At 73.0% G+C, this 23,448-nt stretch carries 20 protein-coding genes and 1 pseudogene; 10 read left to right on the top strand and 11 right to left on the bottom strand.

Annotated features, from left to right (window positions below; genetic code table 11):
* Positions 1–148: 148 nt before the first annotated feature.
* From ACZ53K_RS40200 to ACZ53K_RS40190, 3 genes are all read right to left on the bottom strand, one after another.
* Positions 149–4,126 (bottom strand): amino acid adenylation domain-containing protein, encoded by a 3,978-nt coding sequence (locus tag ACZ53K_RS40200; protein WP_468847400.1) that lies wholly within the window; start codon positions 4,124–4,126, stop codon positions 149–151.
* On the bottom strand, positions 4,123–4,353 hold the full coding sequence (locus ACZ53K_RS40195) for a phosphopantetheine-binding protein (protein ID WP_031005798.1): 231 nt from the start codon (positions 4,351–4,353) through the stop codon (positions 4,123–4,125). The genes ACZ53K_RS40200 and ACZ53K_RS40195 overlap by 4 nt, the downstream gene beginning before the upstream one ends.
* Before the next feature lie 140 nt (positions 4,354–4,493).
* Positions 4,494–5,468 (bottom strand): ABC transporter substrate-binding protein, encoded by a 975-nt coding sequence (locus ACZ53K_RS40190; protein ID WP_468847362.1) that lies wholly within the window; start codon positions 5,466–5,468, stop codon positions 4,494–4,496.
* Positions 5,469–5,610: 142 nt separating this feature from the next.
* Here ACZ53K_RS40190 and ACZ53K_RS40185 point away from each other — a divergent pair, with 142 nt between their 5' ends.
* The 5 genes from ACZ53K_RS40185 to ACZ53K_RS40165 all read left to right on the top strand — a co-directional run bounded on the left by ACZ53K_RS40185 (position 5,611) and on the right by ACZ53K_RS40165 (position 10,034).
* The gene (locus ACZ53K_RS40185) at positions 5,611–6,699 is read left to right on the top strand and encodes a FecCD family ABC transporter permease (RefSeq protein ID WP_468847359.1); all 1,089 of its coding nucleotides are present in this window, start codon (positions 5,611–5,613) and stop codon (positions 6,697–6,699) included.
* Positions 6,696–7,838, top strand: a complete 1,143-nt coding sequence (locus ACZ53K_RS40180; RefSeq protein WP_468847356.1) for a FecCD family ABC transporter permease — start codon at positions 6,696–6,698, stop codon at positions 7,836–7,838. Before ACZ53K_RS40185 ends, ACZ53K_RS40180 begins: the two co-directional genes overlap by 4 nt.
* Before the next feature lie 322 nt (positions 7,839–8,160).
* On the top strand, positions 8,161–8,895 hold the full coding sequence (locus ACZ53K_RS40175) for an ANTAR domain-containing protein (RefSeq protein WP_468847353.1): 735 nt from the start codon (positions 8,161–8,163) through the stop codon (positions 8,893–8,895).
* Positions 8,896–9,002: 107 nt separating this feature from the next.
* Entirely contained in the window at positions 9,003–9,716 is a 714-nt protein-coding gene (locus tag ACZ53K_RS40170) for a GAF and ANTAR domain-containing protein (protein WP_468847350.1), read from the top strand.
* Positions 9,717–9,833: 117 nt separating this feature from the next.
* Positions 9,834–10,034 (top strand): hypothetical protein, encoded by a 201-nt coding sequence (locus ACZ53K_RS40165; RefSeq protein WP_468847348.1) that lies wholly within the window; start codon positions 9,834–9,836, stop codon positions 10,032–10,034.
* 288 nt (positions 10,035–10,322) lie between these two features.
* Here ACZ53K_RS40165 and ACZ53K_RS40160 read toward each other — a convergent pair.
* A pseudogene (locus tag ACZ53K_RS40160) lies at positions 10,323–10,536 on the bottom strand (transposase); the annotation flags it as partial.
* 147 nt (positions 10,537–10,683) lie between these two features.
* On the opposite strand from ACZ53K_RS40160, the gene ACZ53K_RS40155 reads away from it, so the two are divergent.
* Positions 10,684–11,235, top strand: coding sequence for a hypothetical protein (locus tag ACZ53K_RS40155; protein ID WP_468847345.1), 552 nt, complete (start codon positions 10,684–10,686; stop codon positions 11,233–11,235).
* 82 nt (positions 11,236–11,317) lie between these two features.
* Here ACZ53K_RS40155 and ACZ53K_RS40150 read toward each other — a convergent pair whose 3' ends face one another.
* The 4 genes from ACZ53K_RS40150 to ACZ53K_RS40135 form a co-directional block, all read right to left on the bottom strand.
* Positions 11,318–12,064, bottom strand: coding sequence for a class I SAM-dependent methyltransferase (locus ACZ53K_RS40150; protein WP_468847343.1), 747 nt, complete (start codon positions 12,062–12,064; stop codon positions 11,318–11,320).
* A 286-nt stretch (positions 12,065–12,350) separates the two neighbouring features.
* Positions 12,351–13,136: an SDR family NAD(P)-dependent oxidoreductase gene (locus tag ACZ53K_RS40145; protein WP_468847341.1), complete on the bottom strand. Its 786-nt coding sequence runs from the start codon at positions 13,134–13,136 to the stop codon at positions 12,351–12,353.
* Between the two features lie 29 nt (positions 13,137–13,165).
* On the bottom strand, positions 13,166–14,581 hold the full coding sequence (locus tag ACZ53K_RS40140; RefSeq protein WP_468847339.1) for a cytochrome P450: 1,416 nt from the start codon (positions 14,579–14,581) through the stop codon (positions 13,166–13,168).
* Positions 14,578–16,146, bottom strand: coding sequence for a prenyltransferase/squalene oxidase repeat-containing protein (locus ACZ53K_RS40135; RefSeq protein ID WP_468847336.1), 1,569 nt, complete (start codon positions 16,144–16,146; stop codon positions 14,578–14,580). The genes ACZ53K_RS40140 and ACZ53K_RS40135 overlap by 4 nt, the downstream gene beginning before the upstream one ends.
* 296 nt (positions 16,147–16,442) lie before the next feature.
* On the opposite strand from ACZ53K_RS40135, the gene ACZ53K_RS40130 reads away from it, so the two are divergent.
* Entirely contained in the window at positions 16,443–17,846 is a 1,404-nt protein-coding gene (locus ACZ53K_RS40130) for a DUF4334 domain-containing protein (protein ID WP_468847333.1), read from the top strand.
* Positions 17,847–17,848: 2 nt separating this feature from the next.
* Here ACZ53K_RS40130 and ACZ53K_RS40125 read toward each other — a convergent pair whose 3' ends face one another.
* Positions 17,849–19,336 (bottom strand): aminotransferase-like domain-containing protein, encoded by a 1,488-nt coding sequence (locus ACZ53K_RS40125; RefSeq protein WP_468847330.1) that lies wholly within the window; start codon positions 19,334–19,336, stop codon positions 17,849–17,851.
* 64 nt (positions 19,337–19,400) lie between these two features.
* Here ACZ53K_RS40125 and ACZ53K_RS40120 point away from each other — a divergent pair, with 64 nt between their 5' ends.
* Positions 19,401–19,757: a cupin domain-containing protein gene (locus ACZ53K_RS40120; protein WP_468847328.1), complete on the top strand. Its 357-nt coding sequence runs from the start codon at positions 19,401–19,403 to the stop codon at positions 19,755–19,757.
* Positions 19,758–19,821: 64 nt separating this feature from the next.
* Here the strand turns inward: ACZ53K_RS40120 and ACZ53K_RS40115 are convergent, their stop codons facing one another.
* Together ACZ53K_RS40115 and otr(B) are read right to left on the bottom strand one after the other, a co-directional pair.
* Positions 19,822–20,352: a DoxX family protein gene (locus ACZ53K_RS40115; protein WP_468847325.1), complete on the bottom strand. Its 531-nt coding sequence runs from the start codon at positions 20,350–20,352 to the stop codon at positions 19,822–19,824.
* A 151-nt stretch (positions 20,353–20,503) separates the two neighbouring features.
* Positions 20,504–22,174 (bottom strand): oxytetracycline resistance efflux MFS transporter OtrB, encoded by a 1,671-nt coding sequence (gene otr(B) / locus ACZ53K_RS40110; RefSeq protein WP_468847322.1) that lies wholly within the window; start codon positions 22,172–22,174, stop codon positions 20,504–20,506.
* Positions 22,175–22,374: 200 nt separating this feature from the next.
* Between otr(B) and ACZ53K_RS40105 the strand changes: the two genes are divergently transcribed.
* Together ACZ53K_RS40105 and ACZ53K_RS40100 are read left to right on the top strand one after the other, a co-directional pair.
* Positions 22,375–22,863 carry a MarR family winged helix-turn-helix transcriptional regulator gene (locus ACZ53K_RS40105; protein WP_468847319.1) on the top strand — a complete coding sequence of 163 codons (489 nt, stop codon included), beginning with the start codon at positions 22,375–22,377 and terminating at the stop codon, positions 22,861–22,863.
* A 78-nt stretch (positions 22,864–22,941) separates the two neighbouring features.
* Positions 22,942–23,358, top strand: coding sequence for a GNAT family N-acetyltransferase (locus ACZ53K_RS40100; RefSeq protein WP_468847316.1), 417 nt, complete (start codon positions 22,942–22,944; stop codon positions 23,356–23,358).
* The last annotated feature ends 90 nt before the right edge of the window (positions 23,359–23,448 follow it).

Raw genomic sequence — 23,448 nt, 5'->3', positions numbered from 1 at the left:
GGGAAGCCGGGGGAAATCCACCCGGCGCGATCAAAGGTTAGCTTAGCCTTACCTAAGTCGCACTCCATCGGCCGGTACCGGCCGGGGGCCGGAAGCGAGCCGGGCACACCGCGACGGCGTGCCCGACTCGCCCTGTCACCGGGCGCGTTCAGGCGTCCAGTGCGGCCAGACGTGCCGCGACCACCGCCGCGATCCCGTCCATCCAGCGCGGCTGCGTCATCTGCGGATGCAGGCAGTCCACGTCATGGTTGGTCAGCGTGCCCTGCACGTACGGCATCCAGGCGCCCCGGGTCAGCCAGTCCTCCGCGCGTGGGGCGGCGGCGGTGAAGAACAGCGCGTCGCCGGTGAACACTCGGTGCTGGTGTTCCCGCATGAGGCGCGCGTTGTTGACGACGATGTCGACGACGGCGGACAGTGTCCGGTCGGACAGCCCGGCCAGCGCGCTGCCCTCGCGGCGCAGCGTCTCCAGGACGTCCTCGCGGGTCAGCTCACCGGTGCGCTCGAACCCAGCCATCCGCAGCAGCGCGGTCAGCGCGTCGGTCTCCTTCGGTACGGCCTGGTCGCGCCACTGGTCGGAGGGGTAGGCGTCCAGCAGGGCGAGGAATTCGACCCGCTCCCCCGCCTCTTGGAGCCGTACCGCCACGGTGTGGGCGAGGACGCCGCCCACGGACCAGCCGAGCAGCCGGTAGGGGCCGTGCGGTTGGACGGTACGCAGCTGCCGTACGTAATCGGCGGCCATCTCCTCCATCGTCGCCGGGAGGGGTTCGTCGCGGGCCAGGCCGCGGGCCTGGAGGCCGTACACCGGCTGTGCGGGGTCGAGCCGGGAGAGCAGGCCCGAGTAGCACCAGCTGATGCCGCCCGCCGGGTGCAGGACGAACAGCGGTACGCGGTCGCCGGCCGGGCGCAGTGGCAGCAGGACGTCCAGCGCGTCGCCGCCGGTCCCGTCGCCGTCCAGACGGGCGGCGAGCGCGGCCGGGGTACGGTCCTGGAAGAGCGCGCCGATGGCCAGGTGGGTGCCGAGTGTGTCACGCACCCGTGCCATCAGGCGGGCGGCCAGCAGCGAGGTGCCGCCCAGGTCGAAGAACGCGTCGTCCACGCCGACCCTGGGCAGCCCCAGCACCTCGGCGAACAGCCGGGTGAGGGTCTCCTCCTGGTGCGTGCGCGGGGCGCGGCCCGGCCCCGCCTCGAAGGAGGGGGCCGGGAGCTGTTTGCGGTCCAGCTTGCCGTTGGGGCTGAGCGGGAACTCCTCCAGGACGAGCACGCTGTTCGGCACCATGTGCTCCGGCAGTGTGCGGGCGAGCGCGTCGCGCAGTTCCTCCGGGTCCGGCGGGGCGGCGTCGTCGCGGTGCTCGTACGTGACGTAGCCGATCAGCCGCTGGTCGCCGGGCCGGTCCTCGCGTACCGCCGCGCAGGCCGCGGCGACGGCGGGCAGGGCGGCCAGCGCCTCCTCGATCTCGCCGAGTTCGACGCGCTGGCCACGCAGTTTGACCTGGTGGTCGGTGCGGCCGAGGTAGAGCAGTTCGCCGCGGTCGGTCCAGCGGGAGAGGTCGCCGGTGCGGTACATCCGGCCGCCGGCGGGCCCGTACGGGTCGTCGACGAAGCGGGTCGCGGTCAGCCCGGGACGCCCCAGGTAGCCGTCGGCGAGCTGGGTGCCGGCGAGGTACAGCTCACCGGGGACGCCGGGCGGGCACGGCTGGAGAGCCGCGTCCAGGACGTACAGGCGGGTGTTCCAGACCGGCGCCCCGATGGGCACCGGACCTTCCGCGTCGGGCGCGCACGCGTGGTAGGTGACGTCGACGGCCGCCTCGGTGGGGCCGTACAGGTTGTGCAGTTCCACGCCGGGCAGTGCCCGCCCGAACTCCCGGGCCGTCTCGCGCGGCAGCGCTTCACCACTGCAGAACACCCGGCGCAGTCCGGTGCAGTTCGCCGCGTCCGGCTCGGCGAGGAACACCTGGAGCATCGACGGTACGAAGTGGCAGGTCGTCACGCCCTGTTCGCGGATGACGCGGGCCAGGTAGGCGGGGTCCCGGTGGCCGCCGGCCTCGGCCACCACCAGCGTGGCGCCCTGGCGCAGCGGCCAGAAGAACTCCCACACGGACACGTCAAAGCCGGAGGGCGTCTTCTGGAGCACCCGGTCGCCCGCTTCCAGACCGTACTGCCCCTGCATCCAGCGCAGCCGGTTGTCGATGGCCCGGTGGCTGACCACGACGCCCTTGGGGCGGCCGGTGGAACCGGAGGTGTAGATGACGTACGCGGGGTGGTCCGGGGTGAGCGGTCGGGGCGGGACGGTGCCGGAGTACGCGTCCAGGTCGAGGCCGTCCAGGGTGACCACAGGCACCTGCCCGTCACCGGGCACGCGGTCGTCCCGGTCGGTGACCACGCAGACGGGCCGGGCGTCGTCGAGCATGTACGCGAGCCGGTCGGCGGGGTAGTCGGGGTCCAGCGGCAGGTAGGCGCCGCCCGCCTTCAGGACGGCCAGCAGGGTGAGGACGAGGTCGGCGGAGCGCGGTACGGCGACGGCGGCCAGCGTGCCGGGCCGTACGCCCAGGGAGGCCAGGTGCCGGGCCAGCCGGTTGGCGCGGGCGTCGAGTTCAGCGTACGTCCAGGCGGTGTCCCCGGAGACCAGCGCGGTGACGCCGGGGATACGGGCGGCCTGCGCCTCGATGGGACCGATGAGGGTGGTGGGCGGCAGGGCACGGGCCGTGGCGTTGAACTTCTCCAGCACCAGGGACCGTTCGGCTTCCGTGGCGATGCCGTGTTCGGCCTGGGGGGCGTGCGGGTCGGCGTGCGCCAGGCGGGACAGCAGGTCCAGGAACCGCTCCAGGTGGTGGCCGAGGTCCGGCTCCTCGTACAGCGCGGGGTTGGCGTCGTAATCGACGCGCAGGCCGCGGCCGTCGGCGCGGTCGTAGACGTTGACGGTCAGCTCGTCGACCGGACCGGTGGACAGGTTGTGCGCGGTGGCCGGGACGCCCGCGAAGTCCAGGCCGTAATCGAAGGGCATGACGTTGATCAACGGTCCGACCAGCGCCCGGTCGGCGCCGAGCAGGCCCAGGTCGCGGCGGATGTCCTCGTACCGGTAGCGCTGGTGGCGGCGGGCCGAGCGGATGCCGAGGACGACCTGGCGGGTCAGTTCGGCGAAGGTGGCGCGCGGGTCGGCGGTCAGCCGCAGCGGCAGCACGTTCATGACCATGCCGGGAACGCGCAGCGCCACCGAGCCCATGCGGCCCATCATCGGCAGGCCGAGGACGACCTCTTCGGCGCCGGTGGCCCGGGACAGGTACAGCGCCTGGGCGGCGATCAGCACGTCGGGCCAGGTGGCGCGGACCGAGGAGGCCAGTTCCTTGAGCCGCTCGGTGACCTCGGGCCCCAGGTACGCGGTGCGGCGCAGGTGGGTGCGGGAAGGCAGTGCGGTGCGCCCGGCCAGGTTGACGGCCTCGGGCCGGTCCGCGAACGCCTCGTTCCAGTGCCGCCGGTCGGCCTCGTACGTGTCCGAGACACGGTACGCGGCGTCGTCGGCGACCAGGTCGGTCAGCCGCCCGAAGGTGGCGGGGGCCACGACTTCACCGGCCGCGAGCGCCGTGTAGATCTCGGCGGTACGGCGGGCCAGCAGCGAGTAGCCGAAGCCGTCCATGACGACGTGGTGAACGCGCTGGTACCACAGCCAGCGGGTGTCGCCGACCCGGAACAGCGCGTGCGCGAACAGCGGCCCGGCGGCCAGGTCGAACGGTTCGGCCAGGTCGGCGCGCATCCAGGCACGCGCCGCACCGTCCGGGTCGGCCTCCGTACGCAGGTCCGCCAGGTGCAGCGGCAGCGGCGCCGGGCCGGTGGACAGGGGCAGCTGGCGGGGCCCGTCGCCGGTCTCGACGATACGGACGCGCAACGCGTCGGCCTCGGCGACCACCTGGTGCAGCGCGTCGGAGAACAGCGCCGGGTCCACCGGCCCGTGGATCTCCAGATACTCCGCGGTGTTCTGCGCGGGGCTCGCCGGGTCGAGGGCCTGGGCGTACCACAGGCCGGACTGGGCGGCCGTCAGCGGCAGGCCCTCGGCGGCGCGGAGGCCGTCGGGGGTGCGGGGGCTGTCGGCGGTACGGGGGCCGGCCGCGCCGGTGTCGAGGAGCGCCGTCACGAAGCCGCGCCCAGGATGCGGGCCCACGCCTCGATGGCGGGCTGCTCGGCGAGGTCCACGAAGCCGGCCCGGGTGCCGTGGTCGCGCCGCCATCGTTCCAGGAGCGCCATGATGCGGACCGAGTCCATGCCGTAGTCGACGAGGTTCTCGTCGACGGGGATGTCGGCCGGGTCCTCGCCCAGCACGTCGGCGACGTCCGCGCGCAGGTGGTCGATGGTCAGTGCCATGACAGGTGGTTCTCCTTGGGGGTGTGGCCGGTGGTGGCTGGGCCGAGCGTCCGGGGCGCCGGCGGGCGGCCGGGGGCTCCCGGGGTGCGGCGGCACCGGGCCCGATGGGGCTGGTGCCCGTAACGGCCCGGCGCCGTCCGTCACTTGGCCATGGCCTTCTCGATGTCGTCCAGGACGGACAGGGCCGCCAGGCCGCCGCCGAGGCTGGTCCACTTGGAACCGTCGATCTCGGTGGTGTGGCCTGCGGTGACCGCGCCGAGCTGCCGGTAGGCGGGCTTGGTCTTCAGCTCCGCGAACAGGTCGGCGTCCTTGCCCTTGGCGGCGAGGGTGCCGATGAACAGCCAGTCGCCGTCGATCTGCTTGATGTCCTCGTCGCTGATCGGGGTGGAGTGGCCCTGGCCGGGGTCGTTCTGGATGCCGGGCCGCTTGAAGCCGAGGCCCTTGAGCACGTCGCTGATGAAGACGCCCTGCTGCATCACGGCGGTGCCCTTGGCGGAGTAGCGGGCGACGGAGACGGTGGCGCCGGCGTTCGGACCGAGCTTCTTCTTCAGGCCGGCCACCTTGGTCTCGTAGCCGGTGAGGAAGCTCTTGGCCTCGTTCTGCCTGCCGAGGACCCGGCCGGTGAGGTCGAGCGCCTTCTTCCAGTCCTTGTCCTTGCCGATGGTCACGACGGTCGGCGCGACGGCCTTCAGCTGCTGGAGCACCTTCTGGTCGGCGAGCTGTCCGGCGAGGATGACGTCGGGCTTGACGCGCAGCACCTTCTCGATGTCGGGGCCGGTGACGGCGCCGACGACCGGTATGCCCTCGGCGCGGTCGGCGAGGTACCCGGGGGCGCCCTGCTGCCCGCGGCCGGCGGTCAGGCCGATCGGCTTGACCCCGAGGGCCAGCGACGCGTCGAGATCCATCTCGCTGAGCGCGACCACCTTGGCGGGCTTGGCGGGGACCTCGACCTCGGCGCCGGTGGCGTCGGCGACGGTGACCTTGCCGGCGCCGCCGGTCTTCGCCTTCTCGGAACCGGACTCGTCCCCTCCGCAGGCGGTGAGGGCCAGCGCCAGAGCGGTGGTGACGGCGGCCGCCGCGGTCCGGCGGACGCGCGGCAGGGAGTGCGTGGACATGTCTGTAGTCTCCGAGTGATGAAGTCCGGCGCCGGGGCGGCGTTTGACGGAACAGTTGTTTCGGGGCGTGCCGGGAAAGCCCGGGCGGCCGGGCCCGCCGGACGTCGAAAGCCCCGGTCAAGCCTTAGGTTAGGCTAACCTTATGTTGGTTGCGCAAGAGGCCGGGGTCCCCAGGGACGACACCCGGCCCCCTCCGTCACGGACGCCCGGCCACCGCCGGCGCATCCTGACCGCCGCGGTCGCCCTGACCGTGCTGCTGGCCGTCCTGGTGCTGCTGTCCCTGCTCATCGGCACCGGCTCCAGCCCGCTCGCGCGCGCGTGGGACTTCCTCATGGGCGACCCGACGGCCCGCGCCGACGCCCAACTCCGGCTCGCCGTCCTGGACGTACGGCTGCCGCGGACCCTCGCCGCCGTCCTCGTCGGCGTCTCCCTCGGCGCCGCGGGCTGTCTCCTCCAGGCCGTCACCCGCAACCCTTTGGCCGAAACCGGACTGCTCGGCGTGAACTCCGGCGCCGCGCTCGGCGTCGTCATCGGCCTCACCTACTTCGGGGTGGAGTCCTCCTACGCCCTGCTGGGCTGGGCGCTCGCCGGAGGCATGACCGCCAGCGCGGTGGTGCTGCTGCTCGCCGCCTCGGGCCGGGCCGCGGCGTCACCGCTGCGGCTGGTGCTGGCCGGCTCCGCGCTCGGCGCCACCTTCCACGGCATGACCTCGTACGTGCTGCTCAGCACCCAGTCCACCTTCGACACGTTCCGCTACTGGACCATCGGCTCCCTCGCGGGCATCAAGACCTCGGACACCTATCCGCTGCTCCCGCTCATCGCGGCCGGCCTGTTGGTCGCCTTCGGCGCCGCCCGGCCGCTGGCCGCCCTGGCCCTCGGTGACGACAGTGCCCGGTCGCTGGGGCACCGTCCCGGGCTGGTCCGGGTCGTCGTCGCCGGGGCGGTGACCCTGCTGGCCGGGTCGGCGGTGGCGATCGCCGGCCCCATCGCCTTCCTGGGCCTGATGGCGCCGCACGCCGCACGCGCCGTCACCGGACCGCGCATCGCCGCGCAGCTCGCCCTGTCGGCCCTGATCGCCGCCGATGTGATGATCGCGGCCGACATCTTCGCCCGGGTCGCCATCCGCCCCTGGGAGACCCCCGTGAGCGTCCTCCTCGCCTTCGTCGGCGGGCCGTTGCTGATCTGGATCGCCCGCTCCCGGCGGATGTCCACGGCGGGAGGCACGGCATGACGGAACCGACGCACGGGGCTGCGGAACCGACGCACGACCGGACCCTCCCGGCCCCCTCCCCCTCGGCCCCCGCCGCGGCCGACTCCCCCGTACCCGACGTGTCCCCGCCCGACAGCCTCGTCATACGGACCGGAGCCTTCTCCTGGCTCTTCCCCCGCCGGGACTCGCTGATCGCCGTCGCGCTGGGGGCACTGATCCTGGTCCTCGTCGTGCTCGGCACGTTCGCCAGCTCCACCGGCATGAGCTTCTCCGAGACGCTCTCCGGCCTGTTCGGCACGGGCGACTCCGCGACGGTGATGCTGGTGCAGGACTTCCGGCTGCCGCGGATCGCCGTGGGCGTCCTGGTCGGCGCCGCGCTGGGCATCGCCGGCTGCCTCGCCCAGACGCTCGCCGGCAACCGGCTCGCCACCCCCGACATCATCGGCGTGAACGAGGGCGCCACCGCGGCCGTCGTCGCCTCCGTCGTCGGCTCGTCCACCGGCATGATCGGCGCCTGGTGGCTCGGCCCGGTCGGCGCGGTGCTGGCCGCCGCGCTCGTGGTCCTGTGCGCGGGCGGCGCGGGCCACCGCGGCCACCGTGTCCTCGTCGTCGGCATCGGCGTCTCGACCGTCGTCGGCGCCGTCACCGACCTCGTCATGTCCCGCCAGAACGACAACACCGCGGGCGGCGTCTTCCTGTGGACGGTCGGCAGCCTCAGCGGACGCGACTGGTCGGTGGGCACGCCGCTGCTGCTGATCCTGCTCGTCCTGCTCCCGTTCGCCCTCGCCGCCGGCAACCGGCTGCGGCTGCTGCGCTTCGACGACGACACCGCCTCCGGGCTGGGCGTACCCGTCCGGCGGGTCCGCGCCCTCGCCCTGGCGCTCGCGGTGGTCCTCTCCGGCGTGGCCGCGGGCATCGGCGGCCCCATCGCCTTCGTCGCGCTGGCCGCGCCGGTACTCGCCGACCGCCTCGGCGGCCGCTCACGCGTACCGGTACTGGCCTCCGGCCTGGTGGGCGGCGCGCTGATCGCCGGCGCCGACGCGCTGGGCCGGGTGGCCGCCCCCGTCGAGATCCCGGTCGGCGTGGTCACCAGTGTGCTCGGCGGCCCCTTCCTCCTGTGGGTCCTCTTCCGCCCGGACCGGCGGGCGGGGAAGCCTTAGGGGCCCGCACGGGCCGGGCGGTAGGGCCGTGGAAGCCCGCGCGGACCACACGTCACCCGCCGGTCGCGGAAGCACTGGCCGTACCTGTCCCGGCTGTCGGCGAGGCGCTACTTTGGGTGGTGCACCGTGAGGCCGTCCGGACCGGGTGGAACCGGTCGGCGTGACGGCCCCGGATGGGCCAGGCAAGAGACGAGGCGGTCAGCAGTTCCTGTCAGCGGGCATCCGCGGTCCTGTGACCGGACTTCCTTCTCCCACCACCGGGCGCGCGCCGAGACCCCGCCCCACGTCGTGGAGGCGGGAGCCTGCCGATCGGCGGTCCTTCATGCCCGCAACCGAACGTGAGGTGCGCATCGCCGAAGCGGTGCGTGACCTGGTGTACCGCGAAGCGGACTTCGATCCGCTGGAACTGCTGCACGACCTGACCGAACACACCTCGGCCCTGCTCCCGGTGGCCGGGGCCGGTGTCACCATCCTCGACGACCTGGGACGGGTGGAGTACGCCACCGCCTCCGACGAGCGCTGCCGCCGGCTGGAGGAGGTCCAGATCGAGCTGAACGAGGGCCCGTGCCTCGACGCCACCCGCGAAGGCGCCGCCATGGCCTCCGCCGCGCTCACCGGCCCGGCGGCGATGCGCTGGCCCCGCTTCGCGCGCCACGCCCGGCGCGCCGGAATCACCGCGGTCGCCGCGGTCCCGCTGCGCACTCCCGGCTTCACCGCCGGCGCCCTGAACCTGATGAGCGGCCAGGACACCGACCCGGTGCTCGCCGCGAGCGACCTGCGTATCGCCCAGGCCCTGGCCGATGCCACCGCCGCCTGCTTCGGTCACCGGCACGATCTGAACAACCGTGCCGTCCTGATCCAGCGGTTGTCCACCGCACTGGACAGCCGCCTGGTGATCGAGCAGGCCAAGGGCGTGCTCTCCGAACGCCTCCGGATCAGCCTGGACGACGCCTTCGACCGGCTGCGCGCACACGCCCGCGCCCGGCAGCGCAAACTCACCGACCTGGCGGCCGACGTCGCCCCGGGCTCGGTGCCCGAGGAGCTGTCCCGGCCGTGAAAGCCCGGCCGTACGCAACGCGAGACGCGCGCACCGGCAGCTTTGACGGCGCCGGCCACCACCGCCGCGCCCGCCGCGCTCGCCGCGCCCGCGAGGGAAGGTAAACCATGTCCAGCGCCCAGCTGGAAACGCTCTTCGACCGGCTGCGTCATGCCGCGCGCACCGGCCAGGGCCTGAACGCCATGAGCCCGGGGGCCGCCGCATGCCTGCTGGGCCACGACGCCCTGACCCTCTGCCTGGCCACTCCCCACGGCCACCTGGAACTCCTGTGGTACGACGACGCCGCCGACCGGCTCGGTCCGACCCTGGACGACCTGCAGTACACCCTCGGCGAAGGCCCCACCCTGGAAGCGGCCCGCACCGGCCGCACCGTCGTCGAACCCGACCTGACGAACACACCCATCGACCGCTGGCCCCAGTTCCTGCCCGCCGCCACCCGCACACCCGTCCGCGCCGTCGTGGCCGTTCCCCTGCGCCTCGGCGTCGTGCCCGCCGGCGTCCTGACCGCGTACCGCATCCGCCCCGGGGCCCCGACCGCCGAGCAGTCGGAGGCGACCGGCCGTTTCGCGCGTGCCGCGCTGTCCCTGCTGCTGCGCACCTCCCCCGCCCGGCTGCTGACCGGCGAGCACGGGGCCGGTCTCGCCCTGCACCGCGCCGAGGTGCACCAGGCCACCGGCGTCCTCGCCGTCCAGCTCCGCATCGCCCTCGACCAGGCCCTCCTGCGGCTGCGCGCCCACGCGTACGCCCAGGACCGCGCCCTGCTCGACGTCGCCCGCGACATCCTCGCCCACCGTCTCCATCTCACCAACGGCCAGCCGTGACGGCACCCGGAGGAGCAGACCGGGGCCGCACCACCCGGGTGCCCCGGCGAGCGTGCGCGCACGCGAAGAAACGGTTCTGCTGGAGATTCAGGTATCCGTCTCCCAGGAGTGATCTGCATGCGCGTACGTCTCGCCTTCACCGGTGCGCTCCTCGCCGCGGCCACGGTTCTTCCCGCGGCGTCCACCGCCCTCGCCGACGACACCCCCAAGGGCACGTCGCAGGCCGCCCCCAAGACCGACACGACCGTCAGGGACTTCGCCTCGGTCCCCCAGGGCAACCGTGATCTCGTCGGGCGCATCATGACCGGCCTCGGCTGAGCTTGTTCTTCATGGTCCGACCTGGTCACGTTCGGCGAGGGCCGCTGGCCGCCTGACTGTATTGCCACGTCACAGCAGGTTGCGGGGTGCCGGTTCTTCGAGCCGGGCGGCCTGCCGGGGCCGGGCCGGCTGGGTGTCGGCGCGCGGGCCGGACACGGCAGAGCCTGTCGCACGACTCCCTGCCGGCCTTGCCAATGGAGAGACCTGTTCGATTCCCACATCTGCTGATGTCTGCGGAGCCTCGGGCGGTATGGGGGTCAACTTCATCGGATGTGACCGTGATCGCATGAGTTCGGTCTGGCCGCGCTCGCGGCGGTGCGGGATGACGAGTCCAGTCCCTGGGTAGCCGCCGTCGGCAATCGTGAGGGTCTCGCCGACGGCGGCCTTGGCACCGGACTCCTCCCACGCCTTGCAGTCGTTGCGGTTCCCGGCAAGCGGGCGGCCGACCACGACGACCAGACCGGGTGTCGGCGTCGATGACGACCTGGTGGTGGGTGGAGTATCCCGCGAACGGGGTTATCCAGGACGGCTCCGATGCCGTGATCACACTCGCCACATCATGATCATCACTCAGGCCGGCCCCATGGCGGGACAATCCCACAGCTACGCTGATCGGGGCTGGCCACAGTGAGCAAGACCGGGGGAATCCGTGAACCGACCGCTGCTGTTCCTCGACGTGGACGGGCCGCTCAACCCTTATGCGGCCCAGCCGGAGAGACGTCCCGAGGGCTACACCACACTCAGAGTGCCCCGGAACGGCGCCCATGAAGGCGACAAGGGCCTCTCGTCCCGACGGCGCCCGTTGCGGGTCTGGCTCAACCCAGAGCACGGGCGCATCCTGCTCCAGCTCGGCTTTGAGCTGTGCTGGGCCACCACATGGATGGACGACGCCAATCGGTGGATCGCACCGGTCCTCGGCCTCCCGAGACTTCCCTTCGTCGACTTCGGTGACGTCCTGCTCCAAGAACGCCCTGATGGAGTCCACTGGAAGACCGGACCACTGGTGAACTACGCAGGCGGCCGTCCTTTTGCCTGGGTGGACGACGAGCAGAGTGAGCTGGACCAGACATACGTGACCGCCCACCATCAAGAGCCCGGGCTCCTGCACCACGTCAACCCGCGGATCGGCCTCCGGGAGAACGACTTCCACACGCTCGCCGACTTCGCCGGTTCCCTGGACACCACACGAACCACCGGCTGAGCCCCTCGCCAGCTCTGCAGGTTGTTCTGTCCTCCTCGCACCTTGAAGAACAAGCCGAGCCCCGGAAACCCCGAGGGCGGCATCAGGCCGCCCGGAGGCGGAAGACCGTGGAGGTGGCATCGTCCTCGGCGGCGTCGCCGTCCGCGTTCGTCACCGACACCGTGTGCAGCCCGGCCGCCGTGGCGAGCTTCTCGAAGCCGGAGCGGGTGTACCAGTGCAGCAGCCACGGGCGCTCCTCGACCGTGGTGCCCTCGGCGCCGTGGCGTTCGTAGCGCAGCAAGGCCGTACGGGTCCGGGCGGCCTCGTCGCGTTCCTCGGACACCACGGAGAACCGCAGTTCGGCGCCGTCGTCGGCGAAGGCGGTGTGGACCTGGCCGAGTTGGCCGGCCGGGGTCGGCGACGGGACGTGCAGCGGGATCAGCGCGGAGCCGCCGTCGACCAGGTGACGGCGGATGCCGCGGAGGGCGGCGACGGCGATGTCGTCGTCCGGCAGCAGGTTGAAGGTCGGCCCGGCCAGGAACACCGCGCGGAACCGGCGTGGCAGATCGAGCGCTTCCATCCGCTGGTGGTGGACGGTGACGGTGAGGCCGGCCTCGTCGGCCCGGCGGCGGCAGCGCTCCAGCATGTCCGCGGAGGAGTCGACGCCTTCCACGTCCAGGCCGCTCCGGCGCAGGGCGAGCAGCGGATCACCGTCGCCGCAGCCCAGTTCCAGGGCCGGTCCGCCCGCCTCGCGCAGGAAGGCCGCGTAGGTCCCGGGGTCGGGAGAGAAGGATTTCAGCGGGGCGTAGAACTCGGCCACCAGGCCGGTGTAGAAGTCGGCTGGGTCCATGGACGTTCGTTGGTCCTTTCCGTCAGGGTCCGGGTCCGGGTTCGCGTGTGGGTCCGGGTTCGGAGTGAGCAGCCGGTTCCGCCGCTCGCCGGATCGCGAGACCGTTGCCGTGGCAGCGCGAACGCCGGTGATCCGCCTAGCGAGCCCGACGCAGAGTAGGGCCCGGGTGTCCGGGACCGCCAACGAATATCCGCCTGTTGAGCGGGACGCCGTGCCGCTCCTGCGCTTCCCGGGGCCCCTGCCGGGCGTATCCGGTCGTCGTCCTGCCGGAGCGCCGCCCGGTCCGCTACTTGGCCAGGTAGCCGCCGTCCACCACATGGTCGCTGCCCGTCACGTACGAGGCGTCGTCGGACACCAGGAACGCGATGAGGGCGGCCACCTCGGCCGGTTCCGCGGTGCGTTGCAGCGGGACGGCGGCGAGCAGGTTGTCGGTGGCCCCGGGCGGCAGCGAGGTGACCATCGGGGTGTCGACGACGCCCGGTGACACCGACAGGACCCGGATGCCGTGGCCCGCGTACTCGCGGGCCGCGGTCCGGGTCAGGGCGAGGACACCCTGTTTGGCGGCGGCGTAGGCGGCGTGGCCGCGGAAGGCCGCGTGTGCCGCGATGGAGGAGAGGTTGACGATGACACCGCCGGTCGCGGCCATCGCGGGGAGCTGGCAGCGCATCGCGTGGAAGACGCCGTAGAGGTTCACCTTCACCACGGTGTCGAAGTCGGCGGCCGCCAGGTCCGCCAGCGGGGTGAGGGGGCCGCTGACGCCCGCGTTGTTGACCGCGATCCGCAGGCCGTCGCCCAGGGTGGCGGCGTCCTTGACGACGCGGGAGACGCTGTCCGGGTCGGTGACGTCGACCCGGCGGGGCAGGGCGGTGCCGCCGGCCGCGTTGATCTTTCCGGCGATCCGGGCTGCGCCGTCCTCGTCGAGGTCCGCGAGCACCACCACGGCTCCCTCGGCGGCCAGGCGTTCCGCGCACACCGCGCCGATTCCGGAGGCCGCGCCGGTCACCAGGGCGACCCGGTCCCGCAGTCGGCCGGGCTGCGTTCCGTTGCCGGAGGGCTGGGTGTGCGCTGGCATATGCGGCTCCTGGGTGGGGGCGGGCGTGGTCAGGACGGGCGGGCGTACGCCGTGAGCGGCAGCCGCTCGGGGCGCAGTACGGTGCCGACCAGGGTCCGTACGGGGACGGAGGCGGCCGGTTCCAGACGTCGGTGGGCGAGGAACGCGGCGACCGCCAGGGTCAGTTCGGTCCAGGCGAAGTCCTCCCCGATGCACAGTCGGCTGCCCGCTCCGAAGGGCAGGTAGGTGTGCCGCGGCGGCTTCGCGGCGGTGTCCGCCGGCCAGCGGTCGGGGGCGAAGCGCTCGGGGTCCTCGTACACCCTGGGGTCGTGGTGCAGGGCGTACGGGCTGAAGAACACCTCGGCGCCCGGGGACAGCCGTACGCCGCCGAGTGTGACCGGCCGTACGGCGCGGCGCATCAGCAGCCACGACGGCGGGTGCAGCCGCAGTGTCTCGGTGAGTACCTGCCGTGTGCGGACCAGCGCGGGCACGTCCTCGAAGCCGGGGGGCCGCCCGGAGAGGACGGTGTCGAGTTCGTCGTGGATCAGCCGCTGGACGTCGGGGCGGCGGGCGATCTCGTACAGCGCCCAGGCCAGGGACGCGCTGACGGTGCCGGTGCCGGCCAGGAAGAGGGTGATCAGTTCGTCGGTCACCTCGGTGTCGGTCAGGGCGCCTCCCGGGCCGTCCCCCGTTCCGTCTGCCGGGCCGCCCGCGAGCAGGAGCATCGAGAGGAGATCGCCGCGGTCCCGCCCTTCGGCGCGGTACGTCTCGATGATCCGCTGCTGTACGGCCACCAGTCTGCGCAGCGGTCCGGCGTCCGGCGGCCGCCATCCCGGCAGCAGCGGGAGGCGTTCCGCCCAGGCGTGCAGCGGGGACAGGGCGAGGCGCATCGAGTGGTACTTGACGCTCAGCCAGTCCTTGACGGCCGTGCGCAGCTCGGGGTCCTGAGGGACCGCGAAGAGGGTGCCGAGCAGGATGTCGAGGGTCAGGCGGTGGATCTCCGGCACCAGGTCGAGCGTGCTGCCGGGCTCCCAGGCGGCGGCCCGGGCCAGGGACCGGTCGGCCATGACGCGGGCATGGCGGGCGATGCGGTCGTGGTGGAAGGCGGGCTGCACCATTCGGCGGTGGTGGAGGTGGCGGTCGCCGGAGGCGGTGATCAGTCCGTCGCCGAGGGGTACGCGCAGCGCGTCGAACATCGCGCCCTTGTCGAAGGAACGGGCCTGCGCGGTCAGCAGTTCCCGTACCAGCTCGCCGGAGTTGACGAGGTGCACCGGCCGCGGCCCGATGTAGATCTTCGTCACCGGTCCGTGGTGCCGCTGCGCACGGACGAAGCGCAGGGCGTCCCGGTTGAGCTGCCGGGCGTGCCCGGCCAGCGGCACGCGGCCGGGGGCGACGGGTGCTTCGGTGACGGCACCGGCCGGGTCGCGCCCCGGGCGTGCGGCCGCCCGTGCGCCGGTTCTGCTCATGCCGGGCCACCTCCCGCCCGGCCGCAGCTCAGTTCCTCTTCCGGTGTTCCGCAGCAGCGGTCTGCCGCGGCGGTCCGCAGGCGGCGGCGCCCGGCGAAGAGGCCCTCGGCGGCGAACGCGTGGGTGTGGGTGGGGAAATGGGTGAGGAGCGGCCGCGGGCCATACATGAGCGGTACGCCGGGCCAGGTGCCGTCGGCGTGCTGGGTGTCCACGAGGTGGGCGAGCCCCGGCGCCCAGAGGTCTTCGTCGAAGAGCCCGCCTCGTTCCAGGGCTGCGAGCGCCAGACCGGTGGCGGCAGGCGTGCTCGGGCCGCCTGCCTCGACGGGCCAGCCGCCGTCGGGGTTACGGATTCCGGCCAGCGCGCGGGCCGCGGGGTGGCCGCCCACCCGCGGGGACGCGGCGAGGGCGGGCAGGACTTCGGCCGTGGCGTACGGCAGGCCGCGGTACCACCCGGCGTGCCAGCGTCCCTGGCCGTCGAGGCGTTCGGTGAGCCAGGCGCGCGCTGCGGCGAGTGGTACGCGGTGGCGGCCGGGGTGGCAGGCCAGGGCGGTGACGACATGGGCGATCACGTCGTCCACCGGAGGGTCCCCGGCGGACTGCCAGGTCCGCCAGAGCCCGTCGTCCCGCTGCTGCCGGGCCAGGTGCCGCAGCCCGGCCCGTATCGCCCCGCCGGGTGCTCCGCTTGCGCCGGCCAGGGCGATCAGGGCGGCTCCGGTGGTGTCATTGTCGGACTCGACGCCCAGCCGGTACGGCCAGCCGCCGTCCGGGTTCTGTGCCGCGACCAGGTACGCGACGGCGGCGGGCAGGCCGTGGCGGCCGAAGTCCGCCGCGCCCCGGAAGGTACGTACGGTCAGCGCCGTGTCCCAGACGTCGCTGATGGCGAAGCGCCACGTGCCGTCGGGGTGTTGGCCGGCGATCAGGTGGTCCGCACAGCGGTGGGCGGCGGTGCTGTCGGGCGCGGCGGTCCGGAGGGCGAGCGCCGCGAGGGCGGTGGTGACGGGGTTGGCGAAGAAGTCGCCCGCCGGGGACTGCTCGTCGGCGACCCTGCGTGCGGCGTGCCGGGCGGCTGACCGGTCCCCGAAGTGGGCCTCCACCAGAGCGTGTGTGGACCACAGTTCCACCCGGGACCAGCGTTTGAGCCGTCCCCGGTCGGCGACCGCGGTGGCCAGCATGGTGCGCAGGGCGCCGGGTCCGGTGCCGCCGTGCACCGTCCGGCCGACGTGCAGGGCGAGGGCCTGGAGGAGCCGGGCGCGGGCGGACAGCGCCGGGTCCTCGAAGGAGGGGTGACTCACATCGATGGGGCCGCCGGTGCCCAGGGCCAGGGACAGCAGCGCGCTCTCCACGGAACGGGCCACCGGGTGGTGATCCTGCGGGACGGCACCGGCGGCGAGCCAGGCCCGGCCGCGTTCGGCCGCGCGGGCGGCGCCGGGGTGTGGGGAATGCGCCAACGCCAGTGTGCACAGTGCGGTTTCGGTGATGCGAGGGGCGGGGGTGGCGAGCCATGAGCCGTTGTCCCGCTGGGTGGAGAGGGCGTGCCCGGTGGCGAGGGCGAGGGCACGGTTCACCCGTGGTGCGAGCGTGGGCGACAAGCGGGCGACCGGTGAGTGCGGTACCGCACGTCCTGCTGACATCTTGCCTCGATTCCTGCTGGTCCCGCTTGTGCTTCGTACGTGCGCCTCAACGGTGCGCGGGGCGGTCACCCGTACTGCCGGGCGGCCGGGAGACGACCGGACGGACCGGCTGCGGGAAGGCGCACCGGGCCTGGGGCGTACCGGGGTTCCGGGCCCGGGAGCGCGGGACGTAGCCTGACGGTGTGGACACCTCGCGGCCGGCCGGCCACCCTCCCCGAGAGATCGTTTCCATGGCGGACACATGCTCCGCCGCGTTGCAGAACATGCCGCAGCTGGAAATATGGCTCAAAAAGCTCGGGTTGCCCGTGGACATCGCGCTGGTACCCCTGATGTGTCTGCAGACGGCGTTCTTCACCCCGTGGCTGCCGCCGGAGACATGCCTCCGGATGTCCCGGCTCACGGTCTGGCTGATGGCGATCGACAACGTCCTGGACGCACCGGACACTTCGCACGCTCCGGCCGCACCGGGCTCCGCGGGCGCGCTCTGGCCCGCGGTCCGCGTCCGGGACTGGCACCGCGTCCTCGACGGGCGCGACGCCGGCGGTGACGACCCCGTGGCGCGTGCCCTGGCCGAGATCACCGAGGACCTGGACGGAAACGGCACCCCCGAACTCGTGGCCCTCTGGCGGGAAAGCATGCATCAGACACTGACCGGGATGCGGCACGAACACGAGGCGGCCGAAACGGTGGCCGCTGGTGGCACGGCACCTCCACTGGCCGACTATCTACGGCACGGCGCCTGGAGCATCGGCGTCGAACAGCAGGTCACCGCCCTCTGGGCCCTCCTGGACGAGCCGGACCTGCCCCGGCGCCTGCCGGTCCTGCGCGAGGCGATGCGCCAGGCCGCGACCGCGATCCGGCTGCTCAACGACCTCCGCGGCCACCGCCGGGAACAGGGCGAGGGAAAACCCGACGTACTCACCCTCGGCCTGACCGAGCGGGAGGTGTACGAGCGGGCCGCGGCAGGACTCGACAGCAGCCGGCGGGCCCTGGCTCCGCTCACCGCGGCCGGGTACGGTTCCGCGGTGGCCCTGGAGCGGGTGGTGCTCTGGCACGCGCGGATGTACCACCGCTTCGACCCCGTACGGCCCGGCCGGGAAGCCGCTCCTCCCCTGCCGGGCAGCACCGCCCGCACCCCGTCCGCACCCCGACCGAGGAAGGTCCCGCCCATGGGCATCGAGCAGGAAGTCCTGGCCGCCGTCGCGTCCGGCGAGCCGTACGAGACCACGAAGTTGGCGGAACTCTTCGACCGGCTGGAACCGGTCGACACCGCATTTCTGATCGGCACCTGGCGCGGCGGCGGGTTCGAGGACACCAGCGAGTACGCCGCGCTGCTGACGAAGATGCGGTGGTACGGCAAGCGGTTCGCCGACGCCGACCACGTGGAGCCGCTGCTGTGCCGCGACGAGGACGGGACGGTCTACTCGTACACGGAGATGGGACTCGCGTCCTTGCGGGAGGTCGTCCACCGCGGCAAGCAGTCCGCGGCGATGGTCTACGACCAGCTGCCCGTCATCGACCATTTCCGCCGGCTCACCGACGACGTCCTGCTGTGCGTGATGGACAAGAAGGGCGATCCGGAGGACTTCTACTTCCATCTCACCCGCGTACCGGACCTTGAGGTACGCGCCTGACGTCACACCGCCAGTGACCGGGGCGCCGGGGCACCCGGCCCGGGCCCGCCGCTGTGCTCGCGCCAGGCCGACGCCAGGCGGCGCACCGCTTCGGTCAGCGTGTCAGGGTCCGCGACGAAGTGCATCCGGATGCGGTCCCTGCTGCCTCCCGAGGCGTCCAGTCCCCTGCCGGGCAGCACGACGACGCCGTGGCGGAGGGCTGCCTGGGCGAAGGAGTCCCCGTCGCCGTGCGGCAAGCGCACCCAGAGGGTGTGACCGCCGGTGACGGGAGGTGCCTGCCACTCCGGCAGCCGTCGGGCCAGCTGCGCCCGCAGGTGGTCGTGCCGGGCCCGGCGGTCGGCCGACGTTTCCCGGCAATGGGCTTCCAGCTGCGGAAGCAGCTCGGCGGCGGCCAGCTGGGCGGGCAGGTTTCCGCCGAGGTCGTGGACCGCCCGTAGCCGGGCGAGACGGTCGATGACGGGCCGGTCCGCCCGGATCCAGCCGACACGCAGCCCGCCCCAGACGCTCTTGCTGAGCGAACCCACGGAGATGACCGGCGCGTCGAACGCGGCGAGCGGCGCTGGTGTCCGGTGCCCGGGAAACGCCAGGCCGGCCAGGACCTCGTCGTCGATGAGCGGTACACCGGCGTCGGCGGCCGCCACCGCGAGCCGCCGGCGCGCGAGCTGGGGCAGCACCGCTCCGGTCGGGTTGTGGTGGGTGGACACGAGGTAGGCCAGCGCCGGCCGGTGCGCCGCGGAACGTACCGCCGCTTCGAAGCCTTCCAGGCCGACGGGAAGAGTCCGCAGGTGGACGGTCTGCTCGCGGAACGCCTCCAGCGCACCGGGGTACGTGGGCGCCTCGACCAGCACCTTCCCGCCGGGATGGACGAAGGCGCGGGCGAGCAGGGAGAGGGCCTGCTGCCCGCCGTTGGTGATCACGATCTGCTCGGGCCCGGTCGGGACGCCGCGTCGCGCGTAGTGGCGGGCGACGGCGTGGCGCAGCCGCGGGTGGCCGGTCGGGTGGTACCCGATGTCGTCCCGGATCGTGGCCAGTTGGGACAAGGCTCGCTCGTACGCGGTCAGCAGCACCGGGGGTGGCGAGGTGGGCGCGGCGCACGCCAAGAGGATCACGTCGTCGTCGCGGGGTTCCAGGAGGTGGAGGAAGACCGGCGCCGCGGTGCTCTCCTGCGGTGCCGTACGCGACGGGCCCGCCACGCGGGTGCCACTGCCCTGGCGCCGGGTGATCCGCCCTTCCCTGCGCAGCTGTTCGTACGCGGCGACGACCGTCCCGCGCCCCACGGCAAGCGCGGTCGCCAGCACCCGGTCGGGCGGGAGCGCCGTACCGGGCAGCAGATCCCCTCGTCGACGAGGCGGCGCAGGCGCGCGGCGAGCAGGAGGTACAGCGGGCCGCGGCCGGCCGACCACCGGCCCAGGCGGTCGGCCAGTTCGGCTGGGTCCGTGGCCATGATCGGTTCTTCCGGGTCGGGGAATCGGGAGAGCTGATTGGTTCATCAGGCGGACCAATTATGGGGTATTGGCTCTGGGAACCGGCCACTCGGACGGCGAGGATCATGACATGACCACACACCACGCAGACCTGCGCCACCTCGCCGCAGTATCGGTCCCCGACGCCGTCGCCGCTCTCCCGGGCCCCTTCCAGCAGCACACCCTGGCGCACGTCAACGACACCACCGTCGTCCGCCTGGCACGGCTGGAAGGCGACGCCTGCCCTTGGCACCACCACGACGAGGACGAGCTGTTCCTGTGCTGGGACGGCGCCTTCGAGATCCAGTTGGAGGGACGGGACCCGGTGGCGCTGAAGGCGGGTGAACTGTTCGTCGTACCCGCGGGGATACGGCACCGCCCCGTCGCCGAGGAGCCCGCTCACGTCCTGCTCATCGAGCACCCCGACACGAAGCAGTACGGGAACTGAAGCGCCCGGACGCACCGGGGCCGGGCTGCCCCTCGTACCCGTCCCCGGGCGCTCGTTGCCCCTGTCAGCCCTGCCCGTCCTCCCCCGCCTCCCGCGCCCGCTTGTTGCGCGCGCCCACGACCAGGGCCGTGGCCGCCCCCGTCACCGCGAGCGCCACCGGGACCATCCAGCCGCGGTTGACGGAGTGGCCGAGCGCGTGGTCGAGAGAGAGCCGGCCGGGCCCCGCGATGCCGAGACCGGTCGTCGTCAGCCCCAGGAAAGCCGGGTGCTCGTAGCCGCCGCTCTGCGCGAAGAACCCGTTGGGGGCGTGTACGGCGGCGGCGCCCGCCATCGCGCCCGCGGCGGCCGCGCCCGCGGCGGGGGTCGCCAGCCCCAGCGCCAGCAGCGCCCCGCTGCCCAGCTCCGTCAGCCCGGCGACCGTGGCGCTGGCCTTGCCCGGCGCGAAGCCGACGGACTCCATGAACTGGCCGGTCCCCTCGATCCCGCCCCCGCCGAACCACCCGAAGAGCTTCTGCGCCCCGTGCGCGGCCAGCACTCCGCCGGTGCCCACCCGAAGCAGCAGCAGGCCGAGATCATGTCGGTCGAAACAGGTCACGATGGACTCCCGGAGCAGCTGGCAGAGACGGCCCCTCCCGCGAATCCATCGTCCCCCCTCCCGGCCCGCCGCGGGCGCGCCCACTCGGCCATTCGGGTGACGGGACACGAAGTCGGGCACGGCCCCCCGGCCCTGACCCATCGGAGACCCTCTAGGACCCGCTCCCCTTCCCCCTCGCCACTCGCGTCGTGCGATCCGGCGCCTGCGCGCCGTCGTCCAGCTCGCGCAGGAACCAGGTCAGGACGAAACCGGCCAGGAGCACCGCCCCGCCGGCGAGGAACATGACGTGGAAGCCATGGGCGAAGGACTCCGTGACCGGCTGCGCCAGTCTGGTGTCGATGCCGTGCAGCAGAGAAGTGTCATCAAGGTCGAGCACCGTCCCGCGGCCCGATTCCACCATCGACAGAAAGCGCTGGTTGGCGGAGCCCCCGGTGACCGCCGGGTCCGTCAGGACGCTCTCGAAACGACGGGAGTGCAGCAAGTCGGCCAGGCGTCCGAGCGCCGTCGCGAACATGAGGGAGAACAGGACCGCGATGCCGGTCGAACCACCGAGCTGGCGGCACAGGCCGGACGCGGCGTTCGCGACGCCGAGTTGGCTCCTGGGCGCGGCGTTCTGCATGGCCAGGGTGATGACGGTCTGGGACAGCCCGATGCCGATGCCGAGCCAGCTCACGGTCAGGGCGATGCCCCACATCGGCGTGCCCGCGCCGGCACCGGCCAGGGTCAGCAGCGCTCCGGCCATGGAGCCCAGCCCCACGACGGCGAGCTTCTTGAACCGGCCCGAGGCCGCGATGAGTTTACCGGACACCACCTGGGAGGCGATGGTGCCCACCATGAACGGGATGACCACCAGACCGGCCTCGGTCGGGGCCCGCCCCTGCACCAGCTGGAGGAACAGCGGCAGGGCGGTCACCGTACCGAAGATGCCCACACCGATCGTGAAGTTGACCGCCGAGCACAGGGCGATGCCGCCCCGCCGGAACAGCCGGAGCGGCAGTACGGCCTCGTCGCCGCGCCGCAGCTCGACGGGGACGAACAGCGCCAGCCCGGCCGCGCCCAGTGCGAAGAGGGCGAGGGAGGCGGGCGCGTTCCAGCCCCAGGACCGGCCCTGTTCGGCCACGATCAGCAGCGGCACCAGGAACAGCGCCAGGGCCGCGGCTCCCAGTACGTCCACCCGGTGCTCGCGGCGTTCGTGCGGCAGCGCCAGGGCCCTGCGTACGGTGCTCAGGGCCAGCAGCCCCAACGGCACGTTCAGCAGGAACACCCAGCGCCAGCCGGCCACGCCGAACACCTCGCCGGCCTCCGCGAAAGCACCGCCCGCCAGCGGGCCGACGACGGCGGCCACGACCCAGGCCAGCTGCAGGAAAGCGAAGTAGCGGGCACGCTCCCGCACCGGCACCAAATCGGCGACGACCGCGGTGGGCAGGGACATCAGCCCGCCGCCGCCCAGCCCTTGGACCGCCCGGAAGAGCGCGAGTTCCGCCATGGACCCGGCCGTTCCGCACAGCACCGACCCGGCGACGAACACGGCGACCGCGAGCAGATACATCGGCTTGCGCCCGTAAACGTCGGAGAGCTTGCCGTAGAACGGCATCGCCAGCACGGAGGCGATGAGGTACGCCGTTGTCGCCCACGCCTGCTCGGTCTGACCGTGCAGATCGTCCGCGATGGTGCGCATCGCGGTGGCGACGACCGTCTGGTCCAGTGCCGCGAGGAACACGGCCAGCAGCAGGCCCGACATGGCCGTCAGGATCTGCCGGCGCGTGAATCCTCCGGGTGCCCGGTCCGCCTCGTCGGCGGTGCCCGGATGCGCGGCTGCCACGGTTCCCCACTCTCCCGGCCGGTGGTCACGGCCCCGTCCGCACGCGCTCGGCCCGCGGTCGGCGCCCCGGCCGGACGCCGAGCGTAATCACCGGAACGGATTTCGACAAGCCCTTGTCATTCTCTCAAAGGGCTCACCAGCCGCCGGTCCTCTCCAATGGGCGGGGCAGTCCCTGGCGGCGTGGGACATACGCTGTGGCCATGGATTCCTCCCCTGACGTGGACGTGGCCGTGGACGCCCTGATCGAGGTGACCGCCGAGGTCTTCGCGGTCAACGGCCGCCTGCTGCGCGAAGGGGACCGGCTCTCCGCCCACGCGGGCCTCACCTCCGCGCGCTGGCAGGTGGCCGGACTGCTCCTGGACGGCCCGTCGACGGTCGCCCGCCTGGCCCGCGACCGGGGACTGCGGCGGCAAGCGGTCCAGCAGACCGTCGACCGCCTGCGGACCGAAGGCGTCGTGACCACCCGCCCCAACCCCCAGGACCAGCGCAGCCCGCTGGTCGAACTCACCCCACGCGGCCGGCGGGCCCTGGACGACCTGGGCCCGCTGGAACAGCGGTGGCTGGAGCACCTGGCCGAGGGCATCCCGCCCGAGGACATGCGCGTCGCCCTCGCGGTGCTGCGCCGGCTGCGGGAGAACCTGGACGTCCGCCCGGTACCGGAGGACGGCGCCGGGCAGCAGCCCTCCTGACCGCCGTGAGGCCGCGCCGCTCACTTCTCGCCCGGACACCCGACCACCCCCGGCGCGCCGCGACCTTACGATCGGAACGTGACCATGACATACGAGTGGCGTGGCGACTTCGACAACGGCTCCCTTGAGGCGTTGCACGCCGAGGGATTCGACCGTCCGGCCGGGAACACCGACTGGCGGACCCAGGTGCATCGGCACAGCCTCGGCTGGGTCTGCGCCAGGGAGGACGCCTCTGACGCATCCCTCGTCGGCTTCGTCAATGTCGCCTGGGACGGCGGGGTGCACGCCTTCCTCCTGGACACCGTGGTGGCCCGCCCTTTCCGGTCCCGGGGTGTCGGCGCCGCGCTGGTCGAGGTCGCCGCGCGGGAATCGCGTGCCGCGGGGTGCGAGTGGCTCCACGTCGATTTCGACGAACACCTGCGGCCCTTCTACTTCGAGACCTGCGGCTTCACGCCGACCCCGGCGGGGCTGATCCGCCTGCCGCCCCGGGGCTAGGCGGTGTCTTCAAATGATCTTGTGTGGTGGATCATGGGCGGGTGATACGTCGACATGAGCTGTCGGATGCCGAGTGGGAGTTCGTCCGGC

Source organism: Streptomyces sp. NPDC033221, from assembly GCF_055577005.1.
Note: the sequence above shows the minus strand (reverse complement) of the source record. Positions and strands in the feature narration are given on the sequence as shown.